The sequence below is a fragment of the Streptomyces sp. NPDC006332 genome (assembly GCF_040612855.1).
GTDB lineage: Bacteria > Actinomycetota > Actinomycetes > Streptomycetales > Streptomycetaceae > Streptomyces.
The window spans coordinates 43,090-58,063 of the sequence record NZ_JBEXRA010000030.1; the positions used below are offsets into that span (position 1 = coordinate 43,090).

Consider the following 14,974-nt stretch of genomic DNA (forward strand, 5'->3'; position numbering starts at 1 on the left):
GGTCACTCCCACCGGATGCGCGGGTCGAGCAGGGCGTACAGGACGTCCGTCAGCAGTTGCACCAGGACGAAGACCGACACGAGGAGCAGCAGCAGATCCTGTACGACGGGGTAGTCGCGACGGTTGAGTGCCTGTTCGGCGAGCTGGCCGAGGCCCGGCCAGGCGAAGATCGCCTCCACCAGGACGGCGCCGCCGAGGAGTTGGCCGGTCTGCATGCCGAGCAGCGTGACGACGGGCGGCAGGGCGCCCGGGAGCGCGTGCCGCCACAACAGCCTGCGCGCGGGGACGCCGGACGCGGTGGCGGTGCGGATGTAGTCCTCGGCGAGGGCGCGTTCCAGGCCGTCCTTGAGGTAGCGGCCGAGCACGGCCGCGCTGGGCAGGGCCAGGCACAGCGAGGGCAGCAGCAGGTACTGCAGTTCCAGGTCGGGTGCTTCGAGGAGCCCGATCCGGCCTCCGGACGGCAGCACGCCCAGTCCCACCGCGAAGACCAGCACGAGGATCACGCCGGTCACGAACGGCGGCACTGCAAGGGCGGCGGTGGTGAGCGCTCGTACGACCGTCTGGACGGCGCGGCGCCGTGAGGTGGCCCCGAGCACGCCCAGGGCGAGGCCGATGACGACGGTGAAGAACAGGGCGCCGACGGTGAGTTCGGCGGTCGCGCCGAGGCCGCTGCCGATGAGGTCGGCGACCTGGCCGCCGATGGCGTACGACGGCCCGAGGTCACCGCGAACCAGGTCGCCGATCCAACTGGCGTACTGGGTGAACAGGGGTTGGTCCAAGCCGAGTTGGTGACGGATCGCCTCGACCGTCGCCGTCGTGGCGTCGGGCCCGGCGAGGGTCTCGGCCGCGTCGCCGGGGACCAGGCGCAGGATGCCGAAGATCAGGAAGGAGGCGAGCAGCAGGACCAGGAGTGCGGACGGGATCTTCTTGACGAGGTAGCCGCGCATGATCAGTCCAGGTAGGCGTGGTCGAGGTTGAGATAGCTGAACGGGGTGAGGTCGGGTCCGTGCAGCTTGCTGGCCGCGACCTGCACCGAGTCCAGGACGGCGAGGTCGATGATGAACGCCTCGTCGAGCAGCAGGTCGGAGACCTTCTGGTAGAGGGCGTTCGCCCCGGCCCCGTCGGCGTCCTTGCGACGCCAGGCCGCCTGGACGGCCTCCGTGTACTCCGGGGAGCTGAAGTGCGAGGTGTTCCTGGCCTGGTTGAAGGGGTACGCGCTGACGGCCAGCGTCGCGGGGTGCACCTGCGAGAAGCTGTGGCTGTTGATCCACAGCGTCGGCATCGTGCCGGAAATCAGCTTCTTCTGGAACGCGGCCGGGTCGGAGGGCTCAAGTTCCGTCCTGATGCCGATCTGCTTGAGGTCGTACTGCACGATCTCGGCTATGGCGACGTGCAGCGGCGTGGTCGGATGCCCCAGCGGCACGGTCTGCCTCGTCGAGAAGCCGGAGGACTTCAGCAGTTCGCGCGCCGTGGCCGGGTCGTGCGTGTAGTGGGTGCGGTTGGCCTCGCTGTAGGCGGGTGAGGACTTGGGCCAGGGCGCGGCGGAGGGGAGGCCATAGCCGCCGAGGGCCTGGGAGACGATCCGGTCGCGGTCCACCGCCCACGCGACGGCCTGCCGGAAGTCCTTGTTGTTTGCCGGCGCCGTGGTGACGGAGGCGCCGACGTACACGGCGCCGCTGCCGGTGTCGTACTCCTTGATGTCGAAGGCCGAGTTGCCCTTGAGTGTGGCCAGTTGCTTACCCGGCACCTGGTACGACAGCTGCGCCTGGCCGGAGCGGAGGGCGGAGAGCAGGGCGTCGGGCTGGGTGTAGACGCGCAGTTCGACCTTGTCGAGGTAAGGGCGGTCGGGGAGCCAGTACTTGTCGTTGCGGGTCAAACTCAGGCCCGCCCCCGGGCTCCACTTGACGAACTTGAACGGGCCCGTGCCGTTGAGCTTCGTGCCCTTCACAGCCTGGTCGACGGTGTGCCGGTCGGTGATGATCATGAATTCGAAGAGATCGAAGAGATTGCTCACCGGGTGCGCGAGTTTGAGCACGAGCTCGTGGTCGCCGCGCTTCTCGAAGCCGGTCACCGTCTTGGCGGTGGAGGCGAGTTGGGCCGAGCGCTCCGGCTTCAGGAGGTTCCGCACGGCGAAGATGACGTCGTCCGCGGTGAAGGCGCGACCGTCGTGGTAGGTCACGTCGTCACGAAGCTTGAGCGTGATGCTCTTGCCGTCGGCGGCGTACTGCCAGGAAGTGGCCAGCTCCGGCCGGGGTTTGAGCTGGTCGTCGTAGCGGGTGAGCGTGTTGTAGATCAGCCGGTTGTGCAGCGACTCGCCGCTCTGCGTGAAGAGCAGGGCGGGCGTGACGTCCTGATTGATCGCGATGGTGAGGCTGCCGCCGCGCCGGGGCCCGGCCGATGCCTTCTCGTCCGCGGAGACGGCCGAGCGGCAACCCGCCAGCACACCGCTCGCTCCGAGCAGCAGGGCGCCGGTACCGGCGGCGCGCAGCGCTGCGCGCCGGGAGGGGAGGTCCGGAGGCAGGGGTGGGGGGATGGGCATGGTGGAAGACCTGTTCTTTTCGCTGCGGAAGGAAGTAATGGTCCGCGTGAGAACGCGCAGACAGCCGCTGCTCGAGCGGCACTGCGGATGAAAAACGGCCGACGAGGGGAACTCGGGCAGAAGAAGGGGGCCGGGAATTCAGCGGTGAATCAACAACAGACAGCACAGATCGCGCTGGCCTGTCGACGGAGGTCGACGTGCCGGCGGGATGCGAGGCGCAGGTCCGGGGTCATGCGGAGCAGAATGACAGCGGTTGTCCACGAGGGTCAACAGCGGCCTGGCGCAGGGAAATTGTCAGTCTGTCGGGAGCATTGCGGCCGTATTGCCGAAAGCTTGCAGCGGGCTGCTGAACAGGGGGTTCAGGACGATCGTGGCGGCCGCCACGAGAAGGACAGCCGGTCCAGCATGTGGGACCTGGATGCGCTCGGGGTCGTCGCAGACGTGTGAACGGTCGATCGCCGCCGCCCGGATCTCGTCCAGGTACGCGGAGTGCAGCAGGCTCGACTGTTCGGTGATCACCACCAGGTCGGGGTTGAGGACGTCGAGGAGCAGCGCCGTCGCCCGGCCGACCGCGTTCGCCCGCTCCCGCAGCAGCGCGTCGGCACGCCGGTCACCGGCCGCCGCGGCATCGACGACCAGGCCGATGAGCGGCTCGGGGACGATGCCGAGCTCCACGGCGCGCCGGGTGAGCACCGTGTCGGACACCGTCGCCTCCAGGCAGCCGGTACGGCCGCACGGGCACGGCGTGGAGCTGTCCGGAACCGGCAGATGCGCCACGTCTCCGGCGCCCGAGCCCGGTCCGCTGTGCACCACGCCTGCGACCGAGAGAGCGGCGTCCACCACGTTGCCGACGAACAGGTGGAGCAGGGAGCGCCGGGCCGCGGGCCGTCCGAACAGCAGCTCGGACCGGGCGACGGCGCGGGCGTGGTTGTCGACACGGACGGGCAGTCCGGTGTGCCGCCGCAGCTCCGCTCCGAGGGGCCGCTGGTGCCAGCCGAGCGCGTCATGCCGCACGACGGTCGCCGTCGTCGGGTCCACCCAGCCGCCGATGGCGGCGCCCACCCCGACGACCCTGCGGCCGGCCGGCGTGTGCTCCGCGATGAACGCGGTCAGCCCCCGGCCGATGTGGTCCGCAAGCTCGGCGGCCGGTACACCGTCGTACCGGAAGTCGCGCCGGACCAGGAGGGTGCCGCGCAGGTCCGTCAGCCCGAAGGCCGTCCGCGGGACCCCGATGTGCACCCCCGCGACGAGAGGCCCGGTCTCCTCGGTGTCGAGGTCGATCGGGATCTGCGGCCTGCCCACCCCGCTCGCCGCGACCAGGTGCGGCACCTCCCGCACCAGGCCGAGGCGGGTCAGGTCGGTGCACTGCCGGGAGACGGCCGCCGGGCTCAGCCCGGACAGCCGGGCGATACCGCTGCGGGCGACCGGACCGTGGTCGAGCACGGCTCGCAGCACCGACGCGGCGTTGGCGTCACGGCGACCGTCACCGGACGTGCGTGTACCCGGGGGAGTGGTGGTCGACATCGCGGTCCTTCCTGCTGTGCGCTGATGGGCGGATCCAACATGCCGTGCGGCAAGGTGCTTTGGCGACCGGTAGTGGCCAGGGCCACGGCGGCTGTGACCGGTGTGTTGCAGCCTCGTGAAGCGGTCCCGGGGAGCCTTGACCGGCCCGACGGTGTGTGCCCAAGCTCGTGGACATGACCGCGCGGCATCCTCTCGTTCCCCGGCTCCCGGCCGGCCTGGGGTGGTACCCCGCCCCGGCCGCGTGTCCCTGCCGCTGACGGCGGCATCCCCCCACTCTCCTGCCGCCGGGGTTCGGCCGGGTTTTCCTCAGCGAGAAATTCCTTCCTCTCCGACAGCAATTAACAAGCAACCAACAGCCACCGCCGAAGGGGCCCCCTCATGACGTCCACCGCAACCGCCGCGCCCGCCCCGGAGAACACCACCCTCACCGTCGAGAAGATCGGCGGCCGGATCGGCGCCCTGATCACCGGTGTCCGCCTCGGCGGCGACCTCGACGAGCCCACCGTCGCCGCGATCCGCGCCGCGGCCCTGGAACACAAGGTCGTCTTCTTCCGCGACCAGCACCACCTCGACGCCGACAGCCACGAGGCGTTCGGCCGTCTGCTCGGCGAGCCCGTCGCCCACCCCACCGTGCCCGCCGCCGACGGCAAGTACGCCTTCGCCGTCGACAACGACCACGGCGGCCGCGCCAACCAGTGGCACACCGACGTCACCTTCGTGCCCGCCTACCCAGCCTTCTCCATCCTGCGCGCCGAGGTCGTCCCGTCCTACGGCGGCAACACCCTGTGGGCCAACACCGCCGCCGCCTACGCCGAACTCCCCGACGCCCTCAAGCTGTTGGCCGAGAACCTGCAAGCCGTCCACACCAACGACTACGACTATGCCGCCGTACGCCCCGACGCACCGTCGACCGAACAGAGCCGGTTCCGGAAGGTGTTCACCTCGACCAAGTTCGAGACCGAGCACCCCGTGGTGCGCGTCCACCCGGAGACCGGCGAACGGGTCCTGCTGCTCGGCAACTTCGTGCAGCGGCTCGCCGGTCTGCGCGGCAATGACTCACGTGCCCTCATCAACGTCTTCCAGTCGCACATCGAACGTCCGGAGAACACCGTCCGCTGGCAGTGGCGCGTGGGAGACGTCGCCCTCTGGGACAACCGCGCCACCCAGCACTACGGCGTGGACGACTCCGACGACCACGAGCGAACCCTGCGCCGCGTCACCATCGACGGGACCGTACCGGTGGGCGTCGACGGCGGCCGCTCGGTGCTGCTCACCCCCGAGTCCGTACCGGAGCCGGTGTACGGGGTCGCCTCCGGAGCATCCACCGACGGGGCGGTCGCCCAGGCCTGAAACGCGCTTCGAACGGATCCCCCGCGAGGGGCACGCACCTGGAACGGGCGATCAGCCCTGCCCAGCGTGCGTGCCCCTCGCGGCGTGTCTGCAATGCAAGACCTGTCCGGCGGTTTATTGACCGACGTGGCGGGCCTCTGCTGAACTCCCGTCTTGTGAACCCGCGCGTGGACCTCACTCGGCGGCGCCACATCGATCTGTCGTCCCGCACAGCGGCTCCACCGAGGAGGAAGCCCGGGCGCTTGCCCGGCAGTTCGACGAAGCTGCGCGTCCCGGAGTACGGGCTGCGTCAGCTGGCCGCGGTGTTCAAGACCGAGCCGTCGGACTTCGAACTCGACCAGCCGCTGCCAAAGTTCATCCTGGCGAGGCCGAAGCTGGAGGGCTCGCGGAGCCGTTCCGACCTGATCATCGATCTCGCGGTGCGTGAGCGGCTGACGGTCCGGCAGGTCATCTCCCGGCTCGGGGGCGGCCGCGGTCACTTCGAGTTCGTCGGCACACCCGAACAGGTGGCGGACACGATCATCGCCTGGTTCCCGCTCCCTTCCGCCGCTTCCACTTCCCGAAGCGGCGGGAGTCCGCCCGCGCTGCGGGTCGAGGGCCTGCGCAAGACGTACGAGGACGGCTTCACGGCGGTGGCCGGGCTCGACCTGGAGATACCGGATGGCGCGTCCTTCGGGCCGGGTGCCGGGCCGGCCCGGAACGGACGATCGCCTGCTCGATGGTGTCGACCCGCAGACGGACCGCACCGATCCGGGCCGCCAGGAGACGGGCGAGCGTGGTCTTGCCGGCGCCGGGCAGGCCGCCCATGACGATGAGCACAGGATCATCCCTCCGTCGGCCGTCGCCAAGAGGCGCCGTACGCCTGGGCGTTGCGCACGAAGAGCTCGTGCAGGTCGCGGACCGCCCGCGGAACGGAGCCGGAATGGCGGCGCTGCAGGACCAGCAGCACGTCGGTCGCATCGCCCGCGAGCGGCCGCATGGTGATCGCGCCCCGTCGTTCCAGAGGGTCGCCGACGACGCTGAAGTCCGGCAGCACCGTGGCCCCCAGGCCCTCGGCGACCATCAGCTTGCCCATCTCCGCGCCGTCCGTGGAATACGAGAAGGACGGTGCCCGGCCCCGGAGCAGCCGGTGCACGAAACGGTGCATGACATAGCCGGACCGCATCACGACCAGCGGCTCGGTCAGGAGGCTGTCCGCGTCCACCGCGTCCAGGGCCGCCAACGGACTGTCCGGACGCACGCACACCACCGGCCGGCCGCAGAGCAGCTCCGTCGTCTCGAAGCCGGGCGGCAGGTCGTCACCCCGGAGGTAGTTCACCAATCCCAGATCGAACGCACCCTCCAGCAGCCCGCGGTGGATGTCGGCCTGCTGCGCGCCGACCAACTCCACCTGCGTGACCGGATGCGAGGCCTGGAACTCGCGCACGGTCGGGATGACCAGCGGCACAGTGGCCGTGTTCACCGTGCCGAGCCGGACCATGCGGCTGATGCGGTGCTGGTCGCCGGCAGCGCCGCGCAGCCGGTCCACCGCGTCCAGCACGCTCATGATGTGCGGCAGCAACTCCCGTCCCTCGTCGCTCATCTTCGCCCCGGACCGCTTGCGCTCCAACAGGTCGACGCCGAGCTCGCGCTCCAGATTGCGTACGGTCTCGCTGAGCGCCGGCTGGGACAGATGCAACTCCTCGGCGGCGCGCCGCAGCGAGCCGAGCCGTGTGACGGCAGTGATGTATTCGAGCTGTTCGATGCGCACGAACAGGAGACTGCGCCCTCCCGGGGACCGGCTCAAGGGAATCCCTGTCACAACCTCGTGAATACCGACTCTCAGCATGTGGAATCACCTCCGGGCATTCTTGACCGGCCGGACTCCTCCCTGGTTCGATCGGTGGCATGAAGCGACAGGACCTCACGCGGCGACGCCACGTCGACCTTGCGCGTGTCTCCAGCGCCTTCTGTCGCTGTCGGGTCTGAGCGCACCCGAGGGAAACCCTCCCACTCGCTCCCTCTGTGACTTCTTTCCGTGAATCCGTTCCCGGCCCCTGTCCGTCGTGACGAGGGATTTCCCGGAAACGCCGCTCCAGCGCGCCTGAATTCAGCGGAACTCATTCGTCCTGCCCGCGCAGCATTCTTCTGCCCAGGAGTCTCCATGTCCGAGTCCCCCGTGTCCCGTGGATCCGATCCCGTCCGCTTCGCCTACTGGGTCCCCAACGTCAGTGGCGGCCTGGTCACCAGCACCATCGAGCAGCGCACCGACTGGGGCTACGACTACAACCGCGAACTCGCCGTCCTCGCCGAGAACAACGGCTTCGACTACGCCCTCAGCCAGGTCCGCTACATGGCCAGCTACGGCGCCGAGTACCAGCACGAGTCGACCAGTTTCAGCCTCGCCCTGCTGCTCGCCACGCAGCGGCTCAAGGTCATCGCCGCCGTGCACCCCGGCCTGTGGCACCCGGGTGTGCTCGCCAAACTCGGCGCCACCGCTGATCACCTGTCGCACGGCCGCTTCGCCGTCAACGTCGTCAGTGGCTGGTTCAAGGGCGAGTTCACCGCGCTGGGCGAGCCCTGGCTGGAGCACGACGAACGCTACCGGCGCTCGGAGGAGTTCATCCGCGCCCTCCGAAAGATCTGGACCGAGGACCACGCCGAACTCGCCGGTGACTTCTACCGGTTGCGTGACTTCTCCCTCAAGCCCAAGCCGCTCAACACCCCAGAGCGTCCACACCCGGAGATCTTCCAGGGCGGCAACTCCACCGCCGCCCGAGCCATGGCGGGCCGCGTCTCCGACTGGTACTTCAGCAACGGCAAGGACTTCGACGGCGTCACCGAGCAGATCAACGACGTCCGGGCCTCCGCAGCCCAAGCAGGCCGCACGCCGCCGAAGTTCGGCCTCAACGGCTTCCTCATCGCCCGCGACACCGAGGCGGAGGCCCACGAGACGCTCCGCGAGATCGTCGCCCACGCCGACACCCAGGCCGTCCACGGTTTCCGCGACGCCGTCCAGCAGGCCGGCCCGTCCACCGGCGACGGCAAGGGCATGTGGCAGGACTCCAGTTTCGAGGACCTCGTCCAGTACAACGACGGCTTCCGTACGGGGCTGATCGGCACTCCCGAGCAGATCGCCGAGCGGATCGTCGCCTACAAGCGGCTCGGCGTCGACCTCTTCCTCCTCGGCTTCCTGCACTACCTGGAGGAGGTCGAGTACTTCGGCAAGCGGGTGCTGCCCCTGGTGCGCGAACTGGAGGCACAGGAAGCCCGGGCCGAGCCCGTCACCTCCCACGCCTGACCGCCGCCCGCACACGAAACGACGAACCGAAAGGCCCTCCCATGGCCACCGTCCTGTCCGTCTCCGGGAGCCCCTCCGCCGCCTCACGTACCGCTCGGCTGCTGCGCCACCTGGACGAGCGGCTCCTCGCGCAGGGTCACCAGGTGATCCCGCTGGACGTGCGTACGCTCCCCGCCGAGGCGCTGCTCGGGGCCGACTTCGCCCACCCGGCGATCGTCCGCGCCACCGCCCTGTTCGAGCAGGCGGACGGGGTGGTGATCGGTACCCCCGTCTACAAGGCCGCCTACTCCGGTCTGATGAAGTCCCTGCTCGACCTGCTGCCGCAGTACGCCCTCGCGGGCAAGACCGTCCTCCCTCTGGCCACCGGGGGCAGCGTCGCCCACGTGCTGGCCATCGACTACGCACTGCGTCCGGTCCTTGCCTCCATGGGCGCTGCGCACATCACGCAGGGTTGGTTCACGCTGGACAAGGACATCACGGTGGGCGAGGACGGCACGCTGACTGTCGCGCCGGGCTCTGCCGACGCTCTGGCACAGGTCACGGATCAGTTCTCGGCAGCGCTGGGCGGCCGTACGACGCTGCTGGCGGCCGCCGGATGAGCGTCGCGCACGTCGTCGCGGATGACGCCGAGGCTCTTGCCGTCGCCGCCGAGCTGGCCGCCGGCTTCCGCAAGGGCGCCGCCGAGCGGGACGCTCGGCGCAGGCTCCCCCGCGCGGAGCTGGAGCGGCTGTCCGCCTCCGGGCTGCTCGCGGTGACCGTGCCCGCCGAGTTCGGCGGCGCGGACGTCGGTGCGGACACGCTCGCCGAGATCTTCCGGCTGCTCGCCGCCGCCGACGCCAGCCTCGCCCAGATCCCGCAGAGCCACTTCGTGTACGTCAACGTGCTGCGCAAACAGGGTACGCGCGAACAACAGGAGTTCTTCCTGGGAGAGGTGCTGCGGGGCAAGCGGTTCGGCAACGCCCAGTCCGAGGCGGGCACCCAGCACGTCCAGGACATCCGCACGCGGCTCACACTGCGCCCGGACGGGTCGTACGTCCTCGACGGCGTCAAGAACTACTCCACCGGCGCGCTGTTCGCCCACTGGATCCCTGTTCTTGCCCGCACCGAGGACGACACCCTGCACGTGGCGTACGTCCCGCGGGACGCACCCGGCCTCACCGTCGTCGACGACTGGGACGGCATGGGACAGCGCACCACCGCCAGCGGAACCGTCCGCCTGGAGTCGGTGCCCGTCCCGGCCGACCGGGTCGTGCCGCACCACCTCACCTTCCACGGCCCGCAACTCCATGGAGCCGTCGCCCAGTTGCTGCACGCGGCCATCGACGCCGGACTCGCCTCCGGAGCGCTGACCGAGGCGGTGGAGTTCGTTCGCACGAAGAGCCGCCCCTGGTTCGAGAGTGTCGACGAGGGACACGAGACCGCAGCCGAGGACCCGCTGCTGATCCAGCGGTTCGGCGAACTGGCGATCCGGGTACGAGCCGCCGACGCGCTGCTCACCGCCGCGGCGAGGTCCGTGGACGCCGCCCGCGCCGACCTGACCGACCACTCGGTCGCCGAGGCCTCGATCGCGGTGGCCGCGGCCAAGGTGACGGCGGCAGAGGCCGCCGTGGAGGTAGGCAGCGCCCTCTTCGAGGTGGCCGGCACCCGCTCCGCGCTCGACTCCCTGGGCCTGCACCGTCACTGGCGCGACGCGCGCACCCACACGCTGCACGACCCGGCCCGCTGGAAGGTCCAGCACATCGGCCGCTACGTCCTGAACGGCACCAGGCCGCCCCGGCACGGCCTCCTCTGACGAGCGCCGAGGAACACCCTCTGACCGGAGCCCCGCCTGTCCCTCAGCTTCCACGGGTTCCCGCCGACCAACGGAGACAACCGACATGCCGTCGTCGGCGGCCACGGCACCCCCGCCACCGAGTCCGGGCGCGACCGGCCGCCGACGGTCGCCCACCTGAGCCAGACCGCCCGCGCCGCCGAAGACCTGGGCTTCGCGTCGGCGCGCTCACGCCGACCTGCGGCGTTCAGGACCCGCACCCGGGCCGCCGCTGGTGCTCGACGTCCCGCTGAGGCGACCGCGCAAAGACCGTCTCCACCGGGCCCGGGCCAGACGGGGCCGGCGCACCTCGGCAGACTGAGCCCATCACGAGCTCCTGGCGCCACCGCGCTCAGTTCACTCGGCGGGCCTGAGACGAAAGGCCGGGCCGGGGACGCTCTCGATGTCTTCCGGCTGTACGGCGTGGCCCCGGTCGCAGCGGATCCGGGCGTCGACGTGCGCGCCGCATCCACGGTGCCGGGACAGCATGGCCGGGCCCTCCGGGTCGGCGCGGTAGCGGTCACCCCACTGCAGGAGCCCCATCACGGCCGGGACCAGATCCACGCCCTTGGGCGTGATCACGTACTTCGGCCGACTCCGCGATCCCGGCTCCTTGTAGGTCTCGGTGGCCAGGATCCCTTCCTCCACGAGCATCCGCAGCCGCGCCGCGAGGAGGTTGCGAGGGCAACCCAGGACGCGTTCGAACTCACCGAAACGGGACGAGCCGTACCAGACCTCGCGCAGGATCAGGATCGTCCACTTCTCGCCCACGACCTCAAGGGTCCGGGCGATCGAGCAGTTCGACGTGTCCCGGTCGAGACGGGGGTCCACGCCGGCGTCCTGCAGAGCTTCGGTCGTTGCATCCATGGGGGGATCCTAACCTCAGCTAAGTTTACTTTCCTATACTCAGCAAGTAGCGTCATGGTCGGCACATCAACCCGGGCGCAGCGAGAAACAGGCGCGCAGGGGACCCGCCCGAAGAATCACTCCGACACCGAGACACCCACGCGCAAAGGCGGCCGACATGAAGGCATTCGTCGTCGAGAAGTACGGCAAGGACGGCGCCCGCGCCGCAGACGTACCCGAGCCCACCGTCGGAGACCGTGACGTCCTGGTCAGAGTGAGCGCCGCCAGCATCAACCCGCTGGACAAGATGGTCCGCAACGGGGAGTTCAAGCAGCTCCTGAAGTACAAGCGCCCGTTTGTGCTCGGCCACGACGTGGCGGGTGTCGTGACACAGGTCGGCTCCGCCGTACGCGGCTTCGAGGTCGGTGACGAGGTCTACGCCCGTCCGCGCGACCTGCGAGTGGGGGGCTTCGCGGAGTTCATCGCGATCGACGCGGAGGATGTCGCGCCCAAGCCGGCCTCACTGTCCCTGGAGGAGGCAGCCGCAGTGCCGCTGGTGGCCCTGGCCGCCTGGCAGATCCTCGTCGAGCGGGCGCACGTGAAGCCGGGGCAGAAGGTGCTCGTCCACGCCGGAGCCGGCGGCCTCGGGTCGACGGTCATCCAGCTCGCCAAGCACCTCGGTGCCACGGTGGCGACGACCGCGAACACCAGGGCCGAGGACCTGGTCAGGAGCCTCGGCGCCGACCTCGTCGTCGACTACACCAAGGAAGACTTCTCACAGGTCCTGTCCGGCTACGACCTGGTGCTGGACTCCGTGGGCGGGGCGAACCTCGAGAAGTCGCTGACCGTGCTGAAGCCCGGCGGCCTGGCCATCAGTGTCGTCGGCCCGCCCGACGCCGCTTTCGCCAAGCAGCTCGGCGCCCCCTCCGTCCTGGGCCTGGTCATGAACACCCTCAGCCGCAAGATCCGCAAGCGGGCCAAGGCGCTGGGCGTGCGCTACGAGTTCTTCTTCATGCAGGCCAACGGCTCCCAGCTGCGCAAACTCGGCGCCCTCTACGACAGCGGGAAACTCCGCCCTGTCATCGACAGCACCTTCCCCTTCGACCAGACGCTCGAGGCGATGGCGTTCGTCGAGCAGGGCCGCACCAAGGCCGGCAAGGTCGTGGTCTCGATGGTGCCCGAGAACGGCTGAGACCAAGCCCGCCTGTCCAGGCAGCGGCATCAACACGCCCTCGCGGCATAACAGGCGAGTCCAAGATCACGGGGAAACTTCAGTCCGTTCACTGCCCCCGTGCTCATGTCGACGCCCAACAGTCCGAATGCGTTGTGGATGCCCTGCTCGAGGAGCTCATCGGCGAGCTGCCTGTCCGCGAGGGCTCGGGAGAGCTGCAGCGTCCCGGCCATCATGGCGTATGCACTGAGCGTCTTGGTGCGGACCGACAGCGGATCGTCCGGTGCGAGGCGGGCGGCGATGCCGTCGGTGACCATGAGCGCGCCGTCGGTGTACGCCTGCTTGATCGGGTCCGTGCAGCGCCCTATCTCGTCGAGCAGGGCGGCGGAGGGGCAACCGTCATCCGGGCTGTCTCGATGCTGTGGGGACAGATACCAACGCACGATCTGCTCGACCCCGGCACGACCGGGGGCGGCGTGCGCGACGATGTCCGCGTTCTGTGCCTGCAGTTGGTCGGCGACGGCGGTGGCGACGAGGTCGTCCTTGGAAGTGAAGTGCGTGTAGAAGGCGCCGTTGGTCAGGCCTGCGTCCTTCATCAGCGCCGAGATGCCCGAACCGTCGATGCCGTGTTGCTTGAACCGGCGACCGGCTGTCTCGATGATCCGCCGCCTGGTCGCCTGCTTGTGCTCGCTCCCATATCGCATCACACGCTCCTTCACTCGCCGGAAGGACCGCTCGCCCTTGATCCGGCTCCCTCACTGTATTGTATTGTGAATGTAATTCAATGATGCGGGGTGAGTGTCTGCCGTTCATGGGTGGCACATGATCCCGCCTGCGGCGTGCTGCAGGCCGCCCCTGTCCGTTGGCCTCAAGGATCGGGCCGTCTGATTGCTGTGACCCTTTCGAGACTGCTGAAGGTGTCCGTGGGCGTGTGTGCAGTCGGACGTGCCCCATCGGATCTTGGCTCGTCTCCCAGGTGCGGGCGCCCGCTGGTGTGGAGGCGGATGCGCTGGAGTCGTCGAACCGAGACGGCGTCCACGTCCGGGCTCACAGCCGCCGAGGCGGTGACTTCCTGTCTCGGGAGGCGGAGAGTCGACCGCTGCTGGCCAGTCCTCGGCCCACATCGGTGTCGATGTGTTCAGCGCACCCTTGCACCTCTATAGAATTACAGTCATACTTCAATTGTCGACGCGTTACCGAGGGACTCGGCCACGCAAGGTTCTCGTCTTCTCGGTCCTCGACCGTCGACCCCGCAGACTGCAGCCGCAGTCGTCGCAGCAGCCGCGTATTGAGAGGCGACCATGAACGACGCACAGGGTGTACGAGGCGACGTGGTGACGTCGTACAAGCTCGCACCGAACCGCACCGTGACCGCAGGCGGGCTGACGTTCGCCTACCGCGATCTCGGTCCCAGGACCGGCACGCCGGTGGTCTTCTTCAACCACCTCGCGGGGGTCCTCGACAACTGGGACCCCCGCGTCGTCGACGGTTTCGCGGCGAAGCACCGGGTCATCACCTTCGACAACCGGGGGGTCGGTGCCACCAACGGTTCCACCCCGAAGACCATCCAGGAGATGGCGCAGGACGCCGTCACGTTCATTCGGGCGCTCGGGCTGGAGCTCGTGGACATCCACGGCTTCTCGATGGGCGGCATGATCGCCCAGATGGTCGCGCAGACCGACCCGCAGCTAATCCGCCGGCTGATCCTCACGGGCACCGGTCCTGCGGGTGGCGAGGGCATCAAGAACGTGACCCGGCTGTCCAACATCGACACCGTCAAAGCGCTGTTCACCCTGCAGGACCCGAAGCAGTTCCTCTTCTTCACCCGCACCGCAAACGGGCGTCGGGCCGGCAAGGAGTTCCTGGCCCGCCTGAAGGAGCGCAGCAAGGACCGGGACAAGGCGATCTCCCTCTCCGCGTACAGGTCCCAGCTCAAGGCCATTCACCGCTGGGGGCTGGAGCGGCCCCAGGATCTTTCCGTCATCCGTCAGCCCGTGCTCGTCGCCAACGGCGAGAGCGACCGGATGGTGCCGACGAAGAACTCGTACGACCTGGCGCAGCGAGTGCCGAACGGTGAGTTGGTGATCTATCCGGACGCCGGCCACGGCGGCATATTCCAGTTCCACCAGCAGTTCGTGGACACGGCTCTCGAGTTTCTCGCAAGGCGGTAGGCGCGGAGTGCGGCTGCTGCTTGAACCGAGGACGCTGCCTCTGAGTCGTGACGTCCCCCAGGCTCCCCCGGCACATGCTGTTGGGGCCCTCGAGCCCCGCACGGCCGGGCCGCAGCGTGCCGTACCGCTCCACCTGCGTGCGCAGTTGGTCTGCTAGGACGTTCGCGACGAGGCCGTCCTTGGACTCGAAGGGGGCGTAGAAGGCCCCGTTGGTCAGCCCGGCGTCCGACATGAGCGTGGAGACACCGGATCCGTCGATCCCGTACGTCACACTTGATGGCCT

At 69.2% G+C, this 14,974-nt stretch carries 15 protein-coding genes and 1 pseudogene; 7 read left to right on the forward strand and 9 right to left on the reverse strand.

Features of this window, described 5'->3' with window-relative positions:
- Positions 1–2: 2 nt before the first annotated feature.
- From ABZ027_RS25420 to ABZ027_RS25435, 4 genes are all read right to left on the reverse strand, one after another.
- Positions 3–947, reverse strand: coding sequence for an ABC transporter permease (locus ABZ027_RS25420; RefSeq protein WP_356772128.1), 945 nt, complete (start codon positions 945–947; stop codon positions 3–5).
- A gap of 2 nt (positions 948–949) precedes the next feature.
- Positions 950–2,539, reverse strand: a complete 1,590-nt coding sequence (locus ABZ027_RS25425; protein WP_356772130.1) for an ABC transporter substrate-binding protein — start codon at positions 2,537–2,539, stop codon at positions 950–952.
- A gap of 149 nt (positions 2,540–2,688) precedes the next feature.
- Positions 2,689–2,772 carry a putative leader peptide gene (locus ABZ027_RS25430; RefSeq protein WP_356772261.1) on the reverse strand — a complete coding sequence of 28 codons (84 nt, stop codon included), beginning with the start codon at positions 2,770–2,772 and terminating at the stop codon, positions 2,689–2,691.
- 61 nt (positions 2,773–2,833) lie between these two features.
- Positions 2,834–4,063, reverse strand: a complete 1,230-nt coding sequence (locus ABZ027_RS25435) for an ROK family transcriptional regulator (RefSeq protein WP_356772132.1) — start codon at positions 4,061–4,063, stop codon at positions 2,834–2,836.
- 378 nt (positions 4,064–4,441) lie between these two features.
- Between ABZ027_RS25435 and ABZ027_RS25440 the strand changes: the two genes are divergently transcribed.
- On the forward strand, positions 4,442–5,413 hold the full coding sequence (locus ABZ027_RS25440; protein WP_356772134.1) for a TauD/TfdA family dioxygenase: 972 nt from the start codon (positions 4,442–4,444) through the stop codon (positions 5,411–5,413).
- Between the two features lie 624 nt (positions 5,414–6,037).
- On the opposite strand, the gene ABZ027_RS25445 is transcribed toward ABZ027_RS25440, so the two are convergent.
- Together ABZ027_RS25445 and ABZ027_RS25450 are read right to left on the reverse strand one after the other, a co-directional pair.
- On the reverse strand, positions 6,038–6,220 hold the full coding sequence (locus tag ABZ027_RS25445) for an AAA family ATPase (protein WP_356772263.1): 183 nt from the start codon (positions 6,218–6,220) through the stop codon (positions 6,038–6,040).
- 16 nt (positions 6,221–6,236) lie between these two features.
- Positions 6,237–7,163 (reverse strand): LysR family transcriptional regulator, encoded by a 927-nt coding sequence (locus ABZ027_RS25450; RefSeq protein ID WP_356772136.1) that lies wholly within the window; start codon positions 7,161–7,163, stop codon positions 6,237–6,239.
- Between the two features lie 137 nt (positions 7,164–7,300).
- Here ABZ027_RS25450 and ABZ027_RS25455 point away from each other — a divergent pair, with 137 nt between their 5' ends.
- From ABZ027_RS25455 to ABZ027_RS25470, 4 genes are all read left to right on the forward strand, one after another.
- Positions 7,301–7,381, forward strand: a complete 81-nt coding sequence (locus tag ABZ027_RS25455) for a putative leader peptide (RefSeq protein ID WP_351225063.1) — start codon at positions 7,301–7,303, stop codon at positions 7,379–7,381.
- A gap of 175 nt (positions 7,382–7,556) precedes the next feature.
- Positions 7,557–8,693, forward strand: a complete 1,137-nt coding sequence (gene sfnG / locus ABZ027_RS25460; protein ID WP_356772138.1) for a dimethylsulfone monooxygenase SfnG — start codon at positions 7,557–7,559, stop codon at positions 8,691–8,693.
- 41 nt (positions 8,694–8,734) lie between these two features.
- A complete protein-coding gene (gene ssuE / locus ABZ027_RS25465) occupies positions 8,735–9,292 on the forward strand; it encodes an NADPH-dependent FMN reductase (RefSeq protein ID WP_356772140.1) in 558 nt (185 codons plus the stop codon).
- Positions 9,289–10,485, forward strand: a complete 1,197-nt coding sequence (locus tag ABZ027_RS25470; RefSeq protein WP_356772142.1) for an SfnB family sulfur acquisition oxidoreductase — start codon at positions 9,289–9,291, stop codon at positions 10,483–10,485. The genes ssuE and ABZ027_RS25470 overlap by 4 nt, the downstream gene beginning before the upstream one ends.
- Positions 10,486–10,860: 375 nt before the next feature.
- On the opposite strand, the gene ABZ027_RS25475 is transcribed toward ABZ027_RS25470, so the two are convergent.
- Positions 10,861–11,370, reverse strand: a complete 510-nt coding sequence (locus ABZ027_RS25475; RefSeq protein WP_356772144.1) for a helix-turn-helix domain-containing protein — start codon at positions 11,368–11,370, stop codon at positions 10,861–10,863.
- A gap of 157 nt (positions 11,371–11,527) precedes the next feature.
- On the opposite strand from ABZ027_RS25475, the gene ABZ027_RS25480 reads away from it, so the two are divergent.
- Positions 11,528–12,541 carry an NADP-dependent oxidoreductase gene (locus tag ABZ027_RS25480; RefSeq protein ID WP_356772146.1) on the forward strand — a complete coding sequence of 338 codons (1,014 nt, stop codon included), beginning with the start codon at positions 11,528–11,530 and terminating at the stop codon, positions 12,539–12,541.
- Between the two features lie 29 nt (positions 12,542–12,570).
- Here the strand turns inward: ABZ027_RS25480 and ABZ027_RS25485 are convergent, their stop codons facing one another.
- A complete protein-coding gene (locus ABZ027_RS25485) occupies positions 12,571–13,227 on the reverse strand; it encodes a TetR/AcrR family transcriptional regulator (protein WP_356772148.1) in 657 nt (218 codons plus the stop codon).
- 594 nt (positions 13,228–13,821) lie between these two features.
- Here ABZ027_RS25485 and ABZ027_RS25490 point away from each other — a divergent pair.
- Positions 13,822–14,691, forward strand: a complete 870-nt coding sequence (locus ABZ027_RS25490; protein ID WP_356772150.1) for an alpha/beta hydrolase — start codon at positions 13,822–13,824, stop codon at positions 14,689–14,691.
- 88 nt (positions 14,692–14,779) lie between these two features.
- On the opposite strand, the pseudogene ABZ027_RS25495 reads toward ABZ027_RS25490, so the two are convergent.
- Positions 14,780–14,953: pseudogene (locus ABZ027_RS25495) on the reverse strand (TetR/AcrR family transcriptional regulator); the annotation flags it as partial.
- Between the last annotated feature and the right edge of the window lie 21 nt (positions 14,954–14,974).